General features: G+C 44.7%; 17 protein-coding genes. All 17 read right to left on the bottom strand.

What is annotated here, in order from left to right; genetic code table 11:
• Positions 1 to 839: NYN domain-containing protein (locus ABL924_RS11095; RefSeq protein WP_349027157.1), on the bottom strand; the 839-nt coding region annotated here is incomplete at its 3' end.
• A gap of 27 nt (positions 840 to 866) precedes the next feature.
• Entirely contained in the window at positions 867 to 2,120 is a 1,254-nt protein-coding gene (glyA, locus tag ABL924_RS11090; protein ID WP_349027156.1) for a serine hydroxymethyltransferase, read from the bottom strand.
• A 177-nt stretch (positions 2,121 to 2,297) separates the two neighbouring features.
• The gene (locus ABL924_RS11085) at positions 2,298 to 3,665 is read right to left on the bottom strand and encodes a glycerate kinase (protein ID WP_349027155.1); all 1,368 of its coding nucleotides are present in this window, start codon (positions 3,663 to 3,665) and stop codon (positions 2,298 to 2,300) included.
• Between the two features lie 12 nt (positions 3,666 to 3,677).
• Complete coding sequence (locus ABL924_RS11080) at positions 3,678 to 4,535, bottom strand: NADP-dependent methylenetetrahydromethanopterin/methylenetetrahydrofolate dehydrogenase (protein ID WP_349027154.1); 858 nt, start codon at positions 4,533 to 4,535, stop codon at positions 3,678 to 3,680.
• Positions 4,536 to 4,652: 117 nt separating this feature from the next.
• The gene (locus tag ABL924_RS11075; protein ID WP_349027153.1) at positions 4,653 to 5,303 is read right to left on the bottom strand and encodes a TIGR04282 family arsenosugar biosynthesis glycosyltransferase; all 651 of its coding nucleotides are present in this window, start codon (positions 5,301 to 5,303) and stop codon (positions 4,653 to 4,655) included.
• Positions 5,303 to 6,091, bottom strand: a complete 789-nt coding sequence (locus tag ABL924_RS11070; RefSeq protein ID WP_349027160.1) for a sterol desaturase family protein — start codon at positions 6,089 to 6,091, stop codon at positions 5,303 to 5,305. Before ABL924_RS11070 ends, ABL924_RS11075 begins: the two co-directional genes overlap by 1 nt.
• Positions 6,088 to 6,777: a TIGR04283 family arsenosugar biosynthesis glycosyltransferase gene (locus ABL924_RS11065; RefSeq protein WP_349027152.1), complete on the bottom strand. Its 690-nt coding sequence runs from the start codon at positions 6,775 to 6,777 to the stop codon at positions 6,088 to 6,090. Before ABL924_RS11065 ends, ABL924_RS11070 begins: the two co-directional genes overlap by 4 nt.
• Positions 6,778 to 7,313: 536 nt before the next feature.
• Complete coding sequence (locus tag ABL924_RS11060; protein WP_349027151.1) at positions 7,314 to 7,514, bottom strand: dodecin family protein; 201 nt, start codon at positions 7,512 to 7,514, stop codon at positions 7,314 to 7,316.
• Between the two features lie 193 nt (positions 7,515 to 7,707).
• Positions 7,708 to 8,667: a lipoyl synthase gene (gene lipA / locus ABL924_RS11055; protein WP_349027150.1), complete on the bottom strand. Its 960-nt coding sequence runs from the start codon at positions 8,665 to 8,667 to the stop codon at positions 7,708 to 7,710.
• Entirely contained in the window at positions 8,664 to 9,215 is a 552-nt protein-coding gene (lipB, locus tag ABL924_RS11050; RefSeq protein WP_349027159.1) for a lipoyl(octanoyl) transferase LipB, read from the bottom strand. Before lipB ends, lipA begins: the two co-directional genes overlap by 4 nt.
• A gap of 513 nt (positions 9,216 to 9,728) precedes the next feature.
• Positions 9,729 to 9,989, bottom strand: coding sequence for a DUF493 domain-containing protein (locus ABL924_RS11045; RefSeq protein WP_349027149.1), 261 nt, complete (start codon positions 9,987 to 9,989; stop codon positions 9,729 to 9,731).
• Positions 9,986 to 10,828 (bottom strand): D-amino acid aminotransferase, encoded by an 843-nt coding sequence (locus tag ABL924_RS11040; protein ID WP_349027148.1) that lies wholly within the window; start codon positions 10,826 to 10,828, stop codon positions 9,986 to 9,988. The genes ABL924_RS11045 and ABL924_RS11040 overlap by 4 nt, the downstream gene beginning before the upstream one ends.
• Entirely contained in the window at positions 10,821 to 11,993 is a 1,173-nt protein-coding gene (locus tag ABL924_RS11035) for a D-alanyl-D-alanine carboxypeptidase family protein (protein ID WP_349027147.1), read from the bottom strand. The genes ABL924_RS11040 and ABL924_RS11035 overlap by 8 nt, the downstream gene beginning before the upstream one ends.
• Before the next feature lie 53 nt (positions 11,994 to 12,046).
• Positions 12,047 to 12,772, bottom strand: coding sequence for a septal ring lytic transglycosylase RlpA family protein (locus ABL924_RS11030; protein WP_349027146.1), 726 nt, complete (start codon positions 12,770 to 12,772; stop codon positions 12,047 to 12,049).
• 76 nt (positions 12,773 to 12,848) lie between these two features.
• Positions 12,849 to 13,859 carry a lytic murein transglycosylase B gene (mltB, locus tag ABL924_RS11025; RefSeq protein ID WP_349027145.1) on the bottom strand — a complete coding sequence of 337 codons (1,011 nt, stop codon included), beginning with the start codon at positions 13,857 to 13,859 and terminating at the stop codon, positions 12,849 to 12,851.
• A 37-nt stretch (positions 13,860 to 13,896) separates the two neighbouring features.
• Positions 13,897 to 15,030: a rod shape-determining protein RodA gene (gene rodA, locus ABL924_RS11020; protein WP_349027144.1), complete on the bottom strand. Its 1,134-nt coding sequence runs from the start codon at positions 15,028 to 15,030 to the stop codon at positions 13,897 to 13,899.
• Complete coding sequence (gene mrdA, locus ABL924_RS11015; RefSeq protein WP_349027143.1) at positions 15,027 to 16,877, bottom strand: penicillin-binding protein 2; 1,851 nt, start codon at positions 16,875 to 16,877, stop codon at positions 15,027 to 15,029. The genes rodA and mrdA overlap by 4 nt, the downstream gene beginning before the upstream one ends.
• Between the last annotated feature and the right edge of the window lie 15 nt (positions 16,878 to 16,892).

Here is a 16,892-nt window from a genome sequence, read left to right as displayed (position 1 = left end):
GGTAGCGTTATTAAGACATTGTATATTTTAGTTAAGTAATCACTGGGAATAGAGGGCCAGTTTTTTTCTTTCAATAACTTTTGATAGGATTCAACTTGAGATGTTATTTGCTGCGCATCTTTATCTATTTTCAACGAATCAGAAGTATCGTTATTTGATGATTTAGGTGTAGCTAACCAAGTCTTTGCATCATCAGAACGAATCAACTCAATTGAATCAGTAGACTTTAAAAATTCGCTAAAAGATTTAAAACCTAATGCTTTTTCATCAAATGCGCTATCAATGTTCATCATGACACTTTTTAATGATGAATACGCGGCGGGTTCATCGAAAGTTTTAAGCGCTTTTTGAACCAAATCAATAGCATCATCTAATGCTAATTTAATCGTTTCCTGAGTAATATCCGTATAAATATATCTTGAGCAAGACGTTTTGACGCTCTCACTCAACGCAGACCGCGGCCCAACACCAATAACCTCTTTACCAATTTCTCTTAAGCGCCTGAATAAAGGTGAAAAATCGGAATCTCCGGTTGCAAGAACAAACCAATCTACATCACTTAATCGAAGTGCATATTCCATTACATCAATAGTAAGCTGTATGTCGGAAGAGTTTTTTCCGCTAATAGGATGATAGTTATGAATAAGCTCAAAGCCAGACCTATTCAAATTTCCCTGGAAATTAAATAGATTTTGGTTAGTCCAGTTGCCATAAGCTCTACGAACAATAATTTGTCCTGTTGAACTTAATTCGGATAAAAGCTTTTCTGAGCCATCTTCTTTTACCCATTGGGTAAGATTTTCAACATCTATGAAAATCGCAATCTTTGAGCTTTTCATGATTTCATAAAGAAACTTTGGCTATCGCTAGCCATAAACCGGAAACCGCTTACACAGCGCTGTCACTTTCTCCCTTACCGTTGCAATCACCTTTTCATCTTCCATATTTTCCATTACGTCACACATCCAGTTGGCGACATCAATGACTTCTGGCTCTTTGAACCCACGCGTGGTCGGCGCGGGCGTACCGACGCGGATGCCGCTCGTGACGAATGGCGATTGCGGGTCGTTGGGGACGGCGTTTTTGTTGACAGTGATGTGCGCTTTGCTCAGGGCGGCATCAGCGGCTTTGCCGGTAATGCCTTTAGGAATTAGTGAGACCAGCATAAGGTGGTTGTCCGTGCCGCCGGAAACGACGTCAAAACCGCGGTCAACGAATACTTTCGCCATTGCGCGAGCGTTTCTGATAACTTGTTCCTGATAAACTTTAAATTCCGGCTGCATGGCTTCTTTAAAAGAAACGGCTTTGGCTGCAATGACATGCATCAACGGCCCGCCCTGGATGCCGGGGAAAATATTGGAATCGAACTTCTTTTCCAGTTCTGGATTGCTTTTGCACAGAATCAAACCGCCGCGAGGTCCGCGCAGTGATTTATGCGTGGTGGTGGTCACGACATCGGCAATCGGCACAGGGTTAGGGTAAACACCTGCTGCAACTAAACCGGCAACGTGCGCCATATCGACAAATAGATAAGCGCCCACTTTATCGGCGATTTCGCGAAAACGTTGCCAGTCCCAAATCCTGGAATACGCCGAGAAACCGGCCACCAGAACTTTTGGTTTATGTTCCAGCGCCAAGGCTTCAACCTGGTCGTAGTCAATATAGCCAGTTGCCGGATCAAGCCCATACTGCACGGCATTGTAAATTTTGCCGGAAAAATTGGGTTTGGCACCGTGAGTTAAATGCCCACCGTGAGCCAAGCTTAAGCCCAAAATGGTATCGCCTGGCTGGATTAACGCCATGAACACAGCCATGTTCGCCTGGGAGCCGGAATGCGGCTGCACATTGGCATAATCCGCACCGAACAGTGCTTTGGCGCGGTCAATCGCCAGTTGTTCGGCTTTATCGACAAATTCGCAGCCGCCGTAATAACGTTTTCCGGGATAACCTTCGGCGTATTTGTTGGTCAAACAAGTGCCTTGCGCTTCTTGGACTCTGGGGCTGGAATAGTTTTCCGACGCAATCAACTCGATATGATCTTCTTGGCGCTGCTTTTCTTCTTCAATTGCATGGAACAGTTCGTCATCGAAGCCAGCGATGGTCATGGATTTGTTAAACATTTGTTACTCCTGAAATAATTGTTGTGTTGTTTGGGTTTAAGCCAAGCACTATTGGCTTAAGATTCGCTCCTTCTCCCCTAGGGGGAAGGACGGGATGAGGGGAATTATAGGCTTTTGCTCTGATAATTTCCCCTCACCCAACCCTCTCCCTTTGGAGAGGGCTTTCTTTTCCAAGGCTTACGGCTGGATAAGCAATACCTGCAAATCAGCTACATTCGTGCCTGTTGCGCCAGTCATGAGCAAATCATCCGATGTTTTCAATGCGCTATAGGAATCATTATTGTCGAGTAGTGCGCTTGGATTTATGCCTACTTTCAGCATTCGCTGTATTGTACCCGAATCTACTATCCCACCCGCAGCATCTGTTGGACCATCGCGGCCATCAGTACCGCCGCTTAGGAATACCCAGTTTCCAGGGAGTTTCTGTTGTTCGGCATGGATGGCAAAAGCGAGGGCCATTTCTTGATTGCGGCCACCTCGGCCTTTGCCTTTAAGGGATACTGTGGTTTCACCGCCGGCTAATAATGCGATAGGGCGGTTGCCTGCTTTGCTGAGTTGAGCTTTTGCAAATTGCACAAAATTTTCAGCTTCATCACTTGCTTCTCCGCATAGATTATCACTGTATAAGATTGCTTCAAAACCTTGCTCTCTGGTTGTTTGCAAGATGGCGTTGACACTCATACGGTTACTGCCGATTAATGTGTGATTGCTAGCCGCAAAAAAAGATTCGCCAGATTTTGGGGTTTCCCTGACTTTGCCTTGATGCCCAATTTCCAAATAATGGCGAACGCTATCTGGTACTTTGTTCCAGATGTCCTTAGTTTTCAGCACATCAATGGCATCACTAAAAGTCGTATCATCCGGGACGGTCGGGCCGCTAGCGATAGCCGATAAGTCATCACCGATTACGTCTGACAATATCAGTGTATGTAAAGCAGCAGGCGCAACCATTCTGGCAAGCCCCCCACCTTTTAACTGGGATAGATGTTTACGTACACAATTGACCTGGTTAATCGTCGCACCGGATGCCAGTAATAAGTCGGTGGTCAGGATTTTTTCCTGTAATGTTACCGAATCGACTGGATAGGGGATTAATGCAGAGCCGCCACCGCTTACTAACACTAAAACCAGTTCATCTTGTTTTGCATCTTGAGCCACCGTAGCACACAATCTGGCGGCATTGAATCCCGCTTCATCCGGTAAAGGATGGGCCGCACCGATTACATTTACGCCAGGAACAGTTTTTACATTTTCGTAATTGGTGACGGCAATTTCTTGGCCTGACAAATAATAGGGTGGAATAGCGGCAATAGCTGCTTTAATCATGGGGCAAGCCGCTTTGCCAAAGGCGAGCAGGTGGATTTTAGGCCAAGTACCTGTTCGTTTTTCACCAATATCATTCAGCAGGATTTGTAACTGATCGTCTTCTACCAGTAGGCAGCTAGTGATTGCCTGATAAGGATCGGCAGCGGCAATGCCAGCCTGAAAAATGTTGAATGCGGATTTTCTCAGCTCAGGGATAAATAGGTGGGCGGAAACATTCACAGTAAGTGCAAACTACGCCATTTCCTTAGCTAAGGCGAAGATATTTTCGGCATCGAAAACCTGCTTGTTGTCTTCAAACAGTTTAGCGATACATGCCCGGTGCAAAGCCAGTTTCAACGTGCCGAAGCCGATGGCTCCCCAGATAATCTTGCCGTGTCGGTCTATGCCTCTGTCCATCATGTCTGTACCGCCAATTCCAATGGGTGGTGTGGCATTGGCATCGGCTATCAGTTCAATATTAGTATTGTCGCGCCATTGCTCCTCAGCCAGCAACTCTATTCCAGCCGCGCCAGTAGCCAGTACGATATTTGCATCGGCAATTGCGTTCCCCCTGGCGTTATTATCAGCAGCCTCAATGGGAATAAGGTCAACACCAAAGCGAACTTTCATGGCATTACAGGCTTTTACAGCCTGTTCCATTTTTCGGGAAGTGATAACGACTGTTGCGCCTTCTTTGGCTAACATAGCCGCGGCACGCTGACCGACGGGGCCGGTACCCGCCAATACGACCGCTTTTTTTCCGGCAAAATTACGATTGCCCACCAATTTAGCGACAGCGGCGGCGGCCGTGGTATTGCAACCATTGCTGTCGAGCATAACTGAGACTTGAAACCCAGCAAAAAAATGTTTTTGTACAGCTTTAAAGAGAGCCTGCCCAGCTACCATGTCACTGCCGCCGACAAAAATGGCGGTATTTTTCTTCTCTTTAGGTGCGCGGGTAAAAATAGCACCTTCAACCAATGCGGCGACATTTTCCGGCGTTAATCCACCATGTCCAATAACATGGTCTGCACCGCCATCGTAAGCGACAACCGTATCGAAAACGGAAGGGTAAGTATCTGTGTCAAATTGGAACAACAGTTTTTTCATTAACTTGCCTTGTGATGGGTCGGAGTTGCTTACAAATAAACTGGCTTTTTTAGGTATCGTATTAGAAAGGAATATTATATCCGATAGCCAACCAAGTGCTGCACGAAGTCTAATGTCTTATGGCAAAGAAGGGCGTTGCCATGCTGACTGAGAAGAAAAAGTTGAGTACCGCTTTAGATCATCTGGTGTATCCAGATCCCATTGCGTGTTTAATTCGTGAAAGTCTAGGTTAAAGGATTGTAGTCTAGCGCGGGTTAATTCCAATACTTCATCTGTCCCCCAAGGCATATTATCGAATAAGACTGCTTGAGGCCGCTTGAGACCGATAAGTACATAACCACCGTCTTCTGCTGGAGCTATGACACAGGATTTACCTTGCTTTAAGTGATTTAATGCCTGCTCAAGATCATCATTCGTAAGGGACGGGCAATCGCAACCGATGATAATTGCACTGCTATACTGGGCTAATGCCTGACAAAAAGCGTGATGCATTCGTTCACCCAAATCTTCGCCCTGCTGTAAGTGTCGATCAACAGAATACTTTTGAGTCAATACCGTAAAAAAAGAATGGTCGATAGACGGTGAACACCATACGCAAACTTCACATAACTGATTTTGTTTGGCTGTTTGCAATGTTTTATCAGTTAGTTCGCAATGCAATTGTGTCGCTTCCTCATCAGTTAATGGAGGAATCAATCGGGTTTTTACCTGTCCCAGTAACGGCGTTTTGCAAAATACCATAATGACTGCATCAGGATATTGGTACATTACTCTTGGCGGTTGATTTGTGTTTTAAAGGGAATAATCAGTAGGTGCATAAAGCCTAAATCATCCTGTTTGCGGTAAGCATTTAAACCGATGGCCATGGTAGTTTGGGAGTGTTTGGACTCTGCGGTGTAAGTCCTGCAAAGCCTGTCCCACCAAGACACTGAAAAACCGTAGTTGCTGTCTCTCTCGACCTGATCTGTGGAATGGTGAACGCGGTGCATGTCCGGTGTTACGATCAACCAACGGAGAATTTTATCCACTTTCTCTGGAATCTTGGCATTACTGTGGTTAAACGTTGCAGCACCGTTCAGGATAATTTCAAACGCGATAACAGCAGCAGGATTGCCGCCGATAAGCACAATGCAGATGGCCTTATAGAACATGGAGAATATGATTTCCAGCGGATGAAAACGAACTGCCGTGGTTGCATCAAATTCCAGATCGGTATGGTGTATTTTATGCAGTCGCCATAACAACGGACAATGATGCAGAACAATATGCTGGCCATAAATGGCGAAATCAAGCATCAACAAGGTCGCTATTATCGACAAACCAGTTGGTATCTGCCATAGATTCAATACCCCGTACCCATGTTCCGCCGCCATAACCGCAGCTGTGTAAGCCAAGCCACCAATAGTAAACCGCATCAAGATCATGTTAAAAAGGGCAAGCCCCAAATTCACAGGCCAGCGCTGTTTACGTCCAATCTGTTGAGTACGCCTCGGCTTAATGGCTTCCCAACCCACCATGATACAAAAAATGCTCAGTGCCGCAGACAATCGAATCATGTTTTCCAAAATCGTCCCCTACTGTATAAAAGTGCTAAAACTTGCGGGTCTGCTCCGAAAAAATAGCGCAACCGCAAACTCCACATCAGCACTATAGTCTTAAATACTCCGAATTTCTCCCATCGCCTACCAGAGCTGATAGCCTTGGTTTTCAGGCAAATAGGCGGACTTATTTTTTTAAGCTTTTTACAGAGAGCAACATCCTCCATCAAGGGTATGACCGGATAATACCCTACGGATTCAAATAGCTGTTTATTGACGAAAATAACTTGGTCGCCTGTGGCAATTCCAGTAATACGTGAACGCCAATTCATAAAAAAGGCAATCATTTTTAGCATGAGGTGGCTACCTCTAAGTTCCACATCAAAACGTCCCCATTGCTGCTTACCATTTATTGCTTGTGCTAAGTGGTTTAGTGCTTCTGGCGGCAAAAAAGTATCAGCATGTAAAAATATCAACATATTGCCTTTTGCATTTTCGACACCAGCATTCATCTGAATAGCACGGCCTTTTTCTGATGCAATAAGCTTATCGACTAAGGGCTTGGCTAGCCTCTCAGTATTATCCGTACTGCCGCCATCAACGACAATTATCTCACAACATTCCCGTAATGGCTGTAATGCTATTAGGCATTGTTTGATAGATAGCTCCTCGTTAAGCGTTGGAATTATAATGGAAAAGTTCATTGCACTTCGTTCTTTCCATTGCTTTTACAAGTGTTCAAACAGTGGTGGCAATAAATAGAAATATCCGGTTTAGTAGTTAATGAGTTGTCCACTTTTTGTTGCGCCTAGAAGGGGCAAAAGGCGGCGGCAGGAAGTCGGTTGCAAGCGAGGCAAAGTTTGTTACACCAAGGTATCCGCACTATAGATCTCGTTCAGCCATCTTTTGCGCTTAAATCTCGGATGGAGAAAACAGCAGTAGCATTTAATCGCCTATTATTCCTCTGCACGGTTTTTGAGCAGCACTGAAACCGTCAAAGCCAAACAGGTCACGCAACTAGGGAATTGATGCTCACTGGGCAAATTGCCAGTGCGTTTAGCTTAAATAGATAATGATAAAAGCCTTTCTTCCGAAGGGAGAAAGTTGGGTTGATGGAAATTAAATTAGTTTGTCACAACCCTTTCCCTGAGGGAGAGGAATCTTTAAAGCTTCCCATAAACAGGAAGCCTAGGTCGGGGACTTGTCGGTGTATATTAGTTTTTAGTTTCTGCTCCCAACATTAATCAAGAATAAAACTGATTTTCATATTTACACGGTACTCGATAATTTTACCGTCATTAATGACGAGTTTCTGGTCTTGAACCCAGGCACCTTGAATGCCTCTTATGGTCTTACTGGCGCGTTTTATGCCTTTCTCAATGGCATCTTCAAAACTTTTGGTGGAACTGGACGTTATTTCACTTACTTTTGCGATGGTCATAATTAACTCCATAAATTGAAGGGAAAATGTGTAACATCTGGGACTTAACAATACCATGAGTTCAACATACTACGCAATTTCAGAATTCTATCTGCTTCTCAGAGTACAAGAAATACTATGCAAATCATCTCGATTTATGTCAATTCATTAGACTAAACATAAGGTTGGGGGACTCTGATTTTTAGTATCAAAACTACACTATAACTTCTTTTGCCTGTAAATCAGCATGATAGGATGACCTGACCATCGGCGCACTGGCGACTTGTTTAAATCCCAAAGCCTTTGCGACCTTGCCGTATTCGTCGAATTCGGCAGGGGTAATATAGGCTTTGACGGGAAGATGGGCTTTGCTCGGTTGCAAGTATTGCCCTAAAGTCAACATAGAACAGCCATGTGCCAATAAATCCTGCATAACTTGATGGACTTCCGCTTGCTCTTCACCCACCCCCAGCATCAGGCCGGATTTGGTGGGAACAGTCGGTTGGGCTTCGTGAAACTGCTTGAGCAGGTTCAACGAGCCTTGGTAATCCGAGCCGGGACGGACTTGCTTATAAAGCCTCGGCACGGTTTCCAGGTTGTGGTTGAATACATCGCAAGGTTCGTTTGCCAAGATGGCGACGGCTTTTTCGATACGGCCACGAAAGTCGGGAACCAGAATTTCTATTTTGGTGCTGGGTGTTTGTTGGCGGATTTGTTTGATGCAGTCGGCAAAATGCCCTGCGCCGCCGTCCCGTAAATCATCCCTGTCTACCGAGGTTATCACCACGTATTTTAGCGCCATTGCTTTGATAGCATTCGCCAAGTGTTCCGGTTCGTCCTTATCGAGTGGCAACGGTTTGCCGTGTGCGACATCGCAAAATGGGCAGCGACGGGTGCACAAATCACCCATAATCATAAAGGTGGCGGTGCCATGCTGAAAGCATTCCGCTAGGTTAGGGCAGGCTGCTTCTTCGCAAACGGTATGCAGCTTATGTTCACGCAACAGTTGTTTTACGCGGGTGATTTCATCGCTGGCTGACAGTTTGATGCGTATCCAGTCCGGCTTACGCAATACCGTTTCGGGCTGCTCCACCTTGATGGGTATGCGTGACAGCTTTTCCGCATTACGTTGATGCGATTCGGGAGTGGAGCGGGACGGAGCTTTAGTATTCATGAGGTGATTGCCGAATTAATCGCTTGTACGACGGGAATAGCGAGTTCAGCCGTGCTGACAGAAACACCAAAGTCCGCTAGTTGGGTCACTTGTAAATCCCGAAAACCACAAGTGTTGATATGGTCAAAAGGTGTTAAGTCCATGTTATTGTTAAGGCTAATGCCATGATAACTCGCGTTTTTTTTGATGCGTATGCCGATGGAACCGATTTTTTTGTTATCCACGTAAACCCCTGGTGCTTCAGGTTTGGCAATGGCTGTGATGCCAAATTCCGCTAAAGCCATCACCATAGACTGTTCCAAAAGCGTGACCAATTGCCGAATACCAAGTTTAAGGCGTTTGATGTCGAGTAAGGTATAGATAATCAGTTGTCCAGGTCCATGATAAGTCACTTGTCCACCACGGTCACTTTTAATGACGGGAATGTTGCCAGAGCCTAATAAATGTTCCTGCTTACCATTCAAGCCCAAAGTGTAAATGGGCAGGTGTTCCAAAATCCATATTTCATCAGGTGTTTCTTCCGTTCGTTCCTGGGTGAATTGTTGCATGTCACGCCAGATGGCTTCGTAAGGTTGTAAGCCAAGTTCACGGATTATCACTGGATACTATACATATTGAGTGACTTAGTCCTCTCTTGGAGAAAGTTTGGGTGAAAATAATTATGTGACGCATTAATTATATTGCCCTAACGTCGATCCATTTGAGTGTAAGTTTGGTAGTAGAGTTTTCACTTTACCTCCAGAATCAATTCGACACCCAGAAGATGAAGCATTTCTGCACCGTTTGGTAATAAGTGGACTCGACCTTTCGGAGCTGTACATTCGCAGGTTATTCTTCCACCGTTTGAGACGGCGGACTTGAGTACGCGACGTTCGTGCTTGACCGTGCTCCACAACCAAACGAGATGTTCATTCAGCGACTCGTTCTCATCAAGTAGAGAATGGATAATAATTACCCCGTTTTCGAGTCTAGAAAAAGGAAGTTTGGATCGAACAATATCAGCGTATGTACCAGCATTCTCGACTTTAAAAGTGACCTGGGTCATTTGTGCCTAACTGTCCTTATAAGGCCATTAAAACCAGTGGGTGATCCGTTAAATCCTGATAGATGGCATCCAATTGTTGTTTGCTGGACGCTTCTATCAATACCGTTACCGCCAGATAATTGCCATCCTTGCTCGGTCTTGTCGTCACTGCCTTTTCGTTATCGGGTACGTGGCGACGGACAATCTCGATGACCAGCAGATCAAACTCAAAATCACTTTTGCCCATAGCTTTAATGGCAAATTGACAAGGGAATTCAAAATTGGTTTCCTCGCTCATCGTAATGACAGTTTGTATTCCTGGAAAAGCTTGTAAAGCGATTTCCAAAGCGCGCCAGGCTTGCCGTCTCCGATCTTTTCATCGTCCAGGTCTACTACAGGAATAATTTCACGGGTGGAGCTGGTGATCCATATTTCGCTTGCTTTCCTTAGCTCGTCCATAGGAATGGCTTGCTCACTGCACGGGATATTATTTTTCCTGGCAATTTCCAGAATGACATCGCGGGTTATGCCCGGCAAAATGGCAGGGCTTTTGGGGGGGGTCATCAATACGCCATCAATTACAGCAAACACGTTGCTGGTTGCGCCTTCAGTCAAATAACCATTTTTGAATAAGATAGCTTCGGTGCAGCCATTGTCAACGGCAGCTTGCTTAAGTAGGACATTGGCCAATAAGGTGATTGCCTTGGTATGGCATAGTTTCCAGCGGCTGTCTTCGATGCTGAGTGCTTTAACACCATTGTCTGGGTCAGAATGCGGGTTAATGCCCGACACCATCGCAAACACGGTAGGCGTGACATGTTGGGGAAACGCATGGTCTCTTTTGGGTGCGACACCACGGGTAATCTGAAGGTAAACGGACTGATCTAGGTCTTTTTTGAGCAGCGGTGTCAGCAGGTTGCGCCATTGTTCATGGCTATGTGGATTCTGTAAGCGGATGGACTTAAGGCTGTTGTCCAGTCGTTCGAGGTGGTCGTCGAGGCGAAATAATTTCCCGAAATAGGCCGGAATGACTTCATAAACACCATCACCAAACAAAAACCCCCTGTCCATAACCGAGATTTTGGCATTGGCTAACGGCAAGTATTGACCATTAAGGTAGACGGTTTCATTACCCATTGCTTTTCCTGATCATCATCAACAGGCTATCATAAAGCCGCCTGAAGATTCCGCCTTTCTCTACTGTTTTAAGAGCCACTAAATTTTTGGTGGCCAGTATTTCTTCTTTAAGTGAGACAGTCACTGAGCCAAGCTTATCACCTGCTTTTATGGGCGCAATAATTTGTTTATCAACATTAACGGTAGCTTTCAGGTCTTTATATTGGCGGCGAGGGATTGTGACGTAAAGATCTTCTGCTAATCCCAGTGGTAGGTTTTCAATGTCACCTTTCCATATTCTGGCTTCTTGAATCGCTTTTTTGCCTTCGTAAAGGCGGTGCGATTCAAAAAAACGAAACCCGTAATTTAGTAAAGTTTGGTTTTCATTGGCTCTGGCATTCATGCTTTCGGTGCCCATGACCACTGAAATCAGCCGCATTCCGTCACGGAGTGCGGACGCAACTAAGCAATAACCCGCTTCTTCGGTATGGCCGGTTTTTACGCCATCAACTGACTCGTCACGCGAGAGAAGCATGTTCCGGTTTTGTTGGGTGATTTTGTTGTACGTGAATTCTTTTTGCGAAAACCAGGGGTAGAATTCAGGGAATTCTTTGATCAATGCCGTGGTGAGAATGGCAAGATCTCTTGCCGTTGTGTAATGCTCATTGCTAGGCAAGCCATCGCTGTTTTGGAAATGGCTGTTGACCATACCTAAACGCGCCGCGTGCTGATTCATCAGTTCTGCAAAAGTAGCTTCGTTGCCTGCTACGTGTTCAGCCAGGGCAACACTGGCATCGTTTCCTGATTGGATAACAACGCCCTTGAGCAGATCTTCAACTTTGACCTGATCGTTGACTTGGACAAACATTTTGGAGCCCTCAGTTTTCCAGGCGTTTTGGCTGATTGTTACCTTATCTTCCAGTTTAAGATGATTGTTTTTGATTTCATTGAAGACAACGTAAACAGTCAGTATTTTGGTGAGGCTGGCGGGGGCTAATTTAGTGTCAGCATTGTTTTCTGCGAGGACTTTACCGGTATTGTAATCCTGCAGGATATAACTGCTAGCGGCAATGGTGGGTGCAGAAGGCGTAAGAATCTGCGCTTCTTCGGCGCTGGCCTTTAAGAATGCAAAGAGGAGAAATAAAAATAAAAAACGGCTAACGGTAAAACTTTTCAAATAATTCATGTATTAAGGCATGGTTTCAGTAACAACAATGCCTTATTGTAACATGCGTTATTTCAATTTTGTCTTGTCTCGGTGACAAATTGAGGGTCTTTAATACCTAATCGCGCCAGTTGATAGCTAAGTTTTTCAGCATTTTCTGAGGATTTTATAGGCCCCATTTGCACTTTAAATCGACGCTTTGAAGCGAGAATGGTGGGTTCAGGTAAGTTATGAGAAGCAATCTTGTCTTGCAACTTTATCGCTTTTCTTTGGCTGCCAAAGCTGCCGACTTGTAAATAAACTTTTTTATGTTGGCTTTCAGCTGTTTTTTGGATTTGTGGAAGCGCTTGCAGAGGAGTGATGGCTTTGATTTCTACTTTACCGGTGCCTTCATGCTGGATGCCAAGTTTTTTAGCCGCAGCATAGGACAAATCTAAAAGTCGGTTGCCCACATAAGGGCCTCTGTCATTGATGCGAACGATAACAGTTTTATTGTTTTCTAGGTTAGTTACTTGAGCATACGACGGAATTGGCAAGGTTTTGTGAGCGGCGGTCATTTCATACATGTCGAAAATTTCGCCAGTGGCCGTCTGTCTGCCATGAAATCCTGGACCATACCAAGAGGCAATACCTTTTTTTAAATAACGGGCAATGCGGGGTAGTAAGCTTTCCTGTTGTGGAGAACTGTCTGCTTTGATGCTCTCCGTTTTTGTTTCGTCAGGTAAGTAGCCGCCACGTAAATCTATTATTGAATGGTGTCTAGTTTGTGGTCTTAATTTGTTAGGTAACTCAAGTGACACAAAGGTGGCTTTGGGTGTCGAAGCTTGTTGGTAAGTGGATGGTATTTGGATGGGGGCTTCGCTTGTTATTATCTGATTACTCGAACAGCCGCTTAGAGCCAGTATCAATGGGATGGTTATGGTTTTGTTCATAAGGGGAGGAAACTCTTTGATTAGAAATGGCAAGGCTTAACTGATAGACAGCCATTGCATATAAGGGACTGTGGTTGTAGCGGGTAATCACGTAGAAGTTGTCTAATGTGTCCCATAATTCTTCGCCATTCTCTTGTTCAAAAGCGACAATTTTCGCTTTTTTGGTTGAAAGTAAAGGTGTACTTATGTTTGGGTTTGTTGAATTAGACTTTATGAAGCTTAAGTTTTCCTTAAGGGATGGAAAAGATTGTGAGGAATTGTGAGCCCTGTCACGAATTTGAAGAGCAACAGGTTTGCCCGCTTGCCAACCATGTTTAGCAAAATAGTTTGCAATACTAGCAATCACATCACTGGGATTATGCCAAATATCTCGACGACTATCCCCATTAAAATCAACAGCATAATTTCTGTAGCTGCTCGGCATAAATTGTGGGATACCCATCGCGCCTGCATAAGAGCCCGTTGGATTTAGCGGGTCGATACGTTCTTCTCGGCATAACAATAAAAAATTTTCTAATTCGCTCCGAAAAAAATGGCTGCGGGGTAGATAAGCAAAGGCAAGTGTTGATAAGGCATCAATGACGCGATGATGCCCTGTTTGCTGTCCATACTGGGTTTCAACGCCAATGATAGCGACAATAATTGCCGCAGGAACGCCTGTATTTTTCTCAACAGCAGCTAAAGTTTCTGCATTTTCATTCCAAAATTGCACGCCTGCTTGAATTCTGGGTTGTTTCAGGAAAATTTTTCGGTATTTGTACCAAGGCAAGCCTTCTGATGGCGATGATATTCTTTTGATGATGTCTTCTTTCAGCTCTACCTTGTCAAATAAATCAGTAAGTGCGGCTTCATTAAATTGGTGGGCTGTAACCATTTGCTTGATAAACCCATCAACCGTTTCCTGGTTTTTAATCGTACTGATGCAGGACAACAAGACAAAACAGGTACAGAGCATGAATGATCGAAGAAATAAATATTTAAATTTCATTGCGTTAATGAGGGATAAATTTTTTATGGGTATGTATAGACATAAGGATGCCAAATCCAGCTAGTAAGGTGACAACCGAAGTGCCACCATAGCTAATCATAGGTAAAGGCACACCAACGACTGGCAGGACACCGATGACCATGCCTATATTAACAAAAACATAAACAAAAAAAGTGAACGCTAAGCTGCCTGCTAACAAGCGGCTGAAGGTATCCTGGGCTTGCGATGCTATATATAAGCAGCGCCCAATAACTAGGAGATAAAGTGTTAATAGCCCTAAGCATCCGAATAAGCCGAATTCTTCGGCAAATACGGCAAAAATGAAGTCGGTCGAGCTTTCCGGTAAAAATTCCAGCTCTGACTGTTTACTACCCAGCCAGCCTTTACCATAGATACCGCCAGAGCCTATGGCAATTTTCGATTGGATAATATGATAACCCTTGCCCAAAGGATCGGCTTCGGGATCCAAGAGCGTTATGATGCGAGCACGTTGATAATCATGAAGAAAATAATGCCAGACGATGGGTGCCAGGGCAGACAGTGATGCCAAAATTGCTAAGATGAAGCGCAAGGACAATCCCGCAAAAAACAGCACCGCTGCGCCCGAACTAGCCACCAATATTGCAGTCCCCAAATCAGGCTGCTTGGCTATTAGCAGTGTAGGAATAAGGATAAGTATGCCAGCGATTAAAAGTTGTTGGGGTTTTAGGGGCAAGGCATGATCGGCAAGGTACCAAGCAATCATCATGGGTGTAGTGATTTTGATCATTTCCGATGGTTGAAAACGGAAAAAACCAAGATCCAACCAACGTTGCGCACCCTTACCAATATGACCCATAATCAATACGGCAATCAGTAGCATAATACCTATGCCAAATAATGCCGCTGAATAGCGCTTGAATTGATAGGGATTGATGTGAGCCAGCACCACCATAAGCAGATAAGCCAAACCTACCCGAAAAGCTTGGCGCACTAACAATGCGGTCTCTTGGCTTCCGGCACTGTAAAGTATGACAAAACTCAGCAAGGAGATTAGAAGCAAACAGATAAACAGGGGGATATCAATATGCAACTTACCGAGTATGCGCTCGGTGAGTGTAGGGGTATGAAATTGTTCGCTTCGGGACTCGATTTTCATTGCGGTGTTATTTCCCTATCGCGCAAATATTGTTTAATAACTTTAGCTGCAATAGGAGCTGCCACTGAGCCACCATGACCGCCATTTTCAACAATCACAGCAATTGCAATTTTCGGATTATCCGCAGGTGCAAAAGCAATGAACAAGGCGTGATCGCGGTTTTTCTTATCTATTTGGTGTTCGTTATAACTGGCGTTTTGTTTGATATTTATGACTTGGGCGGTCCCGGTTTTACCCGCGATCTGATAATTAATGTCCAGCCCTATGCTTCTTGCCGTCCCTCGGTTACTGTGGATAACATTCACCATAGCGTCAGTGACAGTTTTGATATTAGCGGGATTTAGTGGAATGGTTTTCTTCGGAGTTATTTCCGCTTCCCTAATCGTTGCTTCGGGAACAATTTTACCGACTAAGTGAGGTGTTACGATTTTACCTTTATTCGCCAAAGTGGCTGTAGCTCTGGCGAGTTGCAGTGGTGTCACCTGGTGATAACCTTGGCCTATTCCTGCGATTAATGTTTCGCCTGGAAACCATATCTGATTTTTTTTGCCCCATTTCCATTCCCTGGAAGGTAGCAATCCTGATTTTTCCTCATCCAGATCTATGCCCGTTTTTTCACCAAAACCGAATTGCTGCAAAAAACTATGGATACGGTCGATGCCCAACATGCCAGCTAGGCGGTAAAAATAGACATCACAAGACTGGGTAATCGCCTCTGTGATATTAACTGAGCCATGACCGCTTTTTTTCCAATCCCGATAAAGGTGCGGAGAATTAGGCAACTGATAAGACCCCGGACAGAAAAGAGTTTGCTGGGCACTGACTGTATTGTATTCAAGTCCGGCCATTGCCATAAAAGGCTTAATGGTGGAGCCGGGCGGATACAGGCCTCGAAGGGCGCGATTATACAATGGTTGGTCTGGTGAAGTTTGCAAGGCTTGATAAGCATTGTTGCTTATGCCGACAACAAAAGGATTAGGGTCAAAGCCCGGACGACTGACGAAAGTCAATACGCCCCCAGTTTTAATTTCGATTGCAACAACAGCGCCCGTATAGGTGTCAAGAGCATCGTAGGCAGTTTTTTGTAACGCCATATCGAGCGTTAAATAGAGATTTTCCCCAGCTACCGGATCGACTTCTTTAAGCGTTTTTAGTGGGCGGCCTTGAACATTGGTTTCTATTTCCGAATAGCCAGTAATCCCATGTAACGCTGATTCATAAGAGCCTTCGATACCTAATTTCCCGATAAAAGTAGAGCCTCGGTATTCTGCTACAGGTAACTCTTTCAACTCATCTTCGTTGATGCGCCCCACATAACCAACGACATGGGAAGCCAAGTCGCCGTAAGGATAATTTCTTGACTGGCGGATATGGACATCAACGCCATGAAAAAAAGGCCTGACCACGGCAAATTTGGCTATTTCTTCTTCAGTCATATTGGACAGCAGGGGAATGCCCGTAAAACGTTTTTGACGTTTGCGCAATTTTTGAAACTGTTCGATTTTTTCATCCGGTAGTTCGAGTAATTTTTGCAATTTCAATAGTGTGTCATCCAAATTGCTGATCTGTTCTGGGATAAGCTCCAGGCTGTAAGTTTGCGTGTTTTCGGCCAAGATATTGCCACGATTGTCATAGATAATCCCCCGGGAGGGAACCGTTGGCTCCATTTTGATACTGTTTTCTTTGGCTAGAGTCGAATAGTGCTGGTGTCCCGCAATTTGCAGATAAACTAGCCGGATAATGAGACCGATAGTTAATACTATAATGATAATAAAGGACGCGATAATTCGACCCAGAAACAGATGGCTTTCTACCGGATTGTCCTTAAAGATTAAATTACGGGGCATCGAAAAAGTGACCAG

Source organism: Methyloglobulus sp. (assembly GCF_040079455.1).
Taxonomy (GTDB): Bacteria; Pseudomonadota; Gammaproteobacteria; order Methylococcales; family Methylomonadaceae; genus Methyloglobulus.
The sequence above is the reverse complement of the archived record's forward strand: the minus strand, read 5'-3'. Positions and strand labels throughout refer to the sequence as shown.